The 4,002-nt window shown below is 68.4% G+C and carries 3 protein-coding genes; all 3 read left to right on the top strand.

Translation table 11 applies throughout. The features are described 5' to 3' along the window. Positions 1 to 300 precede the first annotated feature (300 nt). The gene (locus ACQY7V_RS08770; protein WP_184451446.1) at positions 301 to 1,227 is read left to right on the top strand and encodes an ABC transporter permease; all 927 of its coding nucleotides are present in this window, start codon (positions 301 to 303) and stop codon (positions 1,225 to 1,227) included. Beyond that, a complete protein-coding gene (locus ACQY7V_RS08765) occupies positions 1,220 to 2,188 on the top strand; it encodes an ABC transporter permease (RefSeq protein ID WP_320657980.1) in 969 nt (322 codons plus the stop codon). The genes ACQY7V_RS08770 and ACQY7V_RS08765 overlap by 8 nt, the downstream gene beginning before the upstream one ends. Before the next feature lie 29 nt (positions 2,189 to 2,217). Next, positions 2,218 to 4,002: dipeptide ABC transporter ATP-binding protein (locus tag ACQY7V_RS08760; protein WP_428639825.1), on the top strand; the 1,785-nt coding region annotated here is incomplete at its 3' end.

The following is a 4,002-nucleotide window of genomic DNA, read 5'->3' as shown; positions in this document are numbered from 1 at the left end:
TCTCTCGGGCGGACGCGAGTCCACCCGCCCCCCGGGCTTTTCAAGCCCGAGCAGGTCGAGAAGAATCCGCGGCCACGACGCCCGCCCCTCCCCGGCTCCGGCCCGGCCCCGATCAAGGGGCCCTTTCAGGGATTTCGACCGCCCCTCGGGGCCTCCTCGCACCGGTCCGACTCCCGTTTGCCGAGTGTTTACCCTATGATGCCCTAAGTATGCACCGGCACCACCGGTGCCAGTCGCCCCAGTGACGACGCCACCGAAAGCGGGAGGACCACTCCCGTTCCACTGTCAGAAGGACTGTCCATGCTTCGCTACATCGGACGGCGGCTCCTCCAGACCATCCCGGTCTTCTTCGGCGCCACGTTCCTGATCTTCGCGATGGTGTACCTCATGCCGGGTGACCCCGTCGCAGCCCTCGGAGGCGACCGGGGCCTCTCCGACGCCGCCTACGCCGAAATCGCCGCGAGGTACAACCTCGACAAGCCCTTCTGGATGCAGTACCTGCTCTACCTCAAGGGCGTCTTCACCCTCGACTTCGGCACCACCTTCTCCGGACAGCCCGTCACGGCGGTCATGGCCCGCGCCTTCCCGATCACCGTCAAGCTCGCCCTCTACGCCCTCGCCATCGAGGGCATCCTCGGCATCGCCCTCGGCGTCATCGCCGGAGTCAAGCGCGGCGGGATCTTCGACTCGACGATCCTCGTCCTCTCCCTCCTCCTCATCTCGGTGCCGACCTTCGTCCTCGGCTTCGTCCTCCAGTTCATCCTCGGCGTCAAACTCGGGGTCTTCCCCACGACCGTCGGCGCGAACGTGACCCTCCAATCCCTCACGATGCCCGCCATCGTCCTCGGCGGCGTCTCCCTCGCCTACGTCATCCGCCTCACCCGCCAGTCGGTCTCCGAGAACGTCTCCGCCGACTACGTGCGCACCGCCCGCGCGAAGGGCCTCGCCAACGGCACGGTCATGACCCGCCACATCCTGCGCAACTCCCTCATCCCCGTCGCCACCTTCCTCGGCGGCGACCTCGGCGCACTCATGGGCGGCGCCATCATCACCGAGGGCATCTTCAACATCTCCGGCGTCGGCGGCACCCTCTGGCAGGCCATCATCAAGGGCGAGCCCGCAACCGTCGTCTCCGTCACCACCGTTCTCGTGCTCGTCTACATCGTCGCGAACCTCATCGTCGACCTCCTGTACGCCGTGCTCGACCCGAGGATCCGCTATGAGTGATTACATCCCCTCCGCCAACATCGAGCGCACCCGCGCCGGCCAGCGCCACTACGTCTCCGACATCGACGAGACCGGCCTGGGCGCGGTCGACGCCGTCGCCGACGACTCCGCCCCCTCATCCCTGTGGGGCGAGGCCTGGAAGCGCCTCCGCAGGCGCCCGATCTTCTGGATCGCCGCAACGATCATCCTCATCGCCCTCGCGATCGCCCTCGTCCCCGGCCTCTTCACGAGCCAGGACCCGCGCTACTGCGAACTGTCCAACTCGCTCGGCGCCCCCGCCGACGGCCACCCCTTCGGCTTCAACCGCCAGGGCTGCGACATCTACGCCCGCGTCATCTACGGCGCCCGCGCCTCGGTCGCCGTCGGCGTCTTCACCACGATCTTCGTCGTCCTCATCGGCGGACTCATCGGTATGATCGCCGGATACTTCGGCGGCTGGTTCGACGCGCTCCTCTCGCGCATCACCGACATCTTCTTCGCGATCCCGCTGCTCCTCGCCGCGATCGTCTTCATGCAGATGTTCAAGGACAACCGCAACGTGTGGATGGTCATCACCGTCCTGTCGATCTTCGGCTGGACCCAGATCGCCCGCATCACCCGAGGCGCGGTCATGACCGCGAAGAACGAGGAATTCGTGACGGCCGCGAGGGCCACCGGCGCCTCCAAGGCGCGGATCCTCCTGTCGCACATCCTCCCGAACTCGATGGCGCCGATCATCGTCTACGCGACCGTCGCCCTCGGCACCTTCATCGTCTCCGAAGCCTCCCTGTCCTTCATGGGCATCGGCCTTCCCCCGACCGTCGTCTCCTGGGGCGCGGACATCTCCGCCGCGCAGGCCTCCCTGCGCACCAACCCGATGGTCCTCTTCTACCCGGCGCTCGCCCTCGCCCTCACCGTCCTCAGCTTCATCATGATGGGCGATGCGGTCCGCGACGCCCTCGACCCGAAGGCACGCAAGTGACTGAGCAGACTGAGCAGAACACGACTCCCATGACCGAGGAAGCCCTCGAAGAAGCGATCACCGCCGCAGTCCTCGACGGCGCCGAGACCGCCGCCGACTCCGAGGCCCTCCACCCCGAGGATCTGAACCCGCTCCTGAAGATCACCGACCTCGAAGTCACCTTCACGACCTCGACCGGCGTGGTCCCCGCCGTGCGCGGAGCGAACCTCACGATCTACCCGGGCCAGACCGTCGCCATCGTCGGCGAGTCCGGCTCCGGCAAGTCGACGACCGCCGCCGCGGTCATCGGCCTGCTGCCCGGCACCGGCAAGGTCACCGGCGGCTCCATCGAGTTCGACGGCGAAGACATCACCCGCCTGTCGACCAAGGAATGGGTCCGCCTGCGCGGCTCCGGGATCGGCCTGGTCCCCCAGGACCCGATGACGAACCTCAACCCGGTTCTGCGCATCGGCACCCAGGTCAAGGAGGCCCTCAAGGCCAACAACGTCGTCCCCAACTCCGAGGTCGGCCAGCGCGTCGCCGCCCTCCTCGAAGAAGCGGGCCTGCCCGACGCCGAGCGCCGGGCGAAGCAGTTCCCGCACGAGTTCTCCGGCGGCATGCGCCAGCGCGCCCTCATCGCCATCGGCATGGCGGCCCGCCCGAAGCTCCTCATCGCCGACGAACCGACCTCCGCCCTCGACGTCACCGTCCAGCGCCGGATCCTCGACCACCTCGGCACCCTCACGCGCGAACTCGGCACCGCGGTCCTGTTCATCACGCACGACCTCGGCCTCGCCGCTGAGCGCGCCGAACAGCTCGTCGTCATGCACCGCGGCCGCATCGTCGAGTCCGGTCCCGCCCTGGAGATCCTCCAGCACCCGCGCCACCCCTACACCAAGCGCCTCGTCTCGGCGGCGCCCTCGCTGGCCTCCGCGCGCATCGAGTCCGCCCACGCCCGCGGCATCCAGGTGACCGAGGAGGAGCTGACGGGAGCGGGCAAGGGATCGACCTCGACCGAGGAGATCGTCCGCGTCGAGCACCTCACCCGCGAATTCGACATCCGCGGCTCCAAGGGCGAGGCGAAGAAGCTCCTCGCCGTGGACGACGTCTCCTTCGCGCTGCGCCGCGGCACGACCCTCGCGGTCGTCGGCGAGTCCGGTTCGGGCAAGTCGACCGCGGCCAACATGGTGCTCCACCTCCTGTCCCCCACCTCGGGCAAGGTCTTCTTCGACGGCCAGGACACCTCGCTCATGAGCGACAAGGAGCTCTTCGCACTGCGCCGCCGCCTCCAGGCGGTCTTCCAGAACCCCTACGGCTCGCTCGACCCGATGTTCTCGATCTTCCGCGTCATCGAAGAGCCCCTGCGCGTCCACGGCTACGGCACGCCCGCCTACGCCGAGCAGGAGTACGAGCGCGCCAAGGCGACCGGCCGCGAGCCCGAGGAGTGGATCGCCGCCCTCGTCGAGGCCAGCCGGGCCGGACGCTCCCTGAGCGCCGCGGAGAAGAAGGAGTTCAACCCGAAGTCCCTGCGGGTCAAGCGGGTCTCCGAGCTCCTCGACATGGTCGCCCTGCCGCGTTCGGCGATGCGCCGCTACCCGAACGAGCTCTCCGGCGGTCAGCGCCAACGCGTCGCCGTCGCCCGCGCCCTCGCGCTCAACCCGGAGGTCATCGTCCTCGACGAGGCCGTCTCCGCGCTCGACGTGCTCGTGCAGAACCAGATCCTCTACCTGCTCAACGACCTGCAGGCCCAGCTCGGCCTGTCCTACCTCTTCATCACGCACGACCTCGCGGTGGTCCGCCAGATCGCCGACGACGTCGTCGTCATGGAGAAGGGC

Origin of the sequence: Schaalia sp. (assembly GCF_050312375.1) — a bacterium.
GTDB classification, from domain to species: Bacteria; Actinomycetota; Actinomycetes; order Actinomycetales; family Actinomycetaceae; genus Pauljensenia; species Pauljensenia hyovaginalis.
The sequence above is the reverse complement of the archived record's forward strand: the minus strand, read 5'-3'. Positions and strand labels throughout refer to the sequence as shown.

What these genes read in the sequence shown, in the direction of transcription:
- ACQY7V_RS08770 (WP_184451446.1), top strand. Translation starts at nt 301, where the DNA reads ATGCTTCGCTACATCGGACGGCGGCTCCTCCAGACCATCCCGGTCTTC.
- ACQY7V_RS08765 (WP_320657980.1), top strand. Translation starts at nt 1,220, where the DNA reads ATGAGTGATTACATCCCCTCCGCCAACATCGAGCGCACCCGCGCCGGC.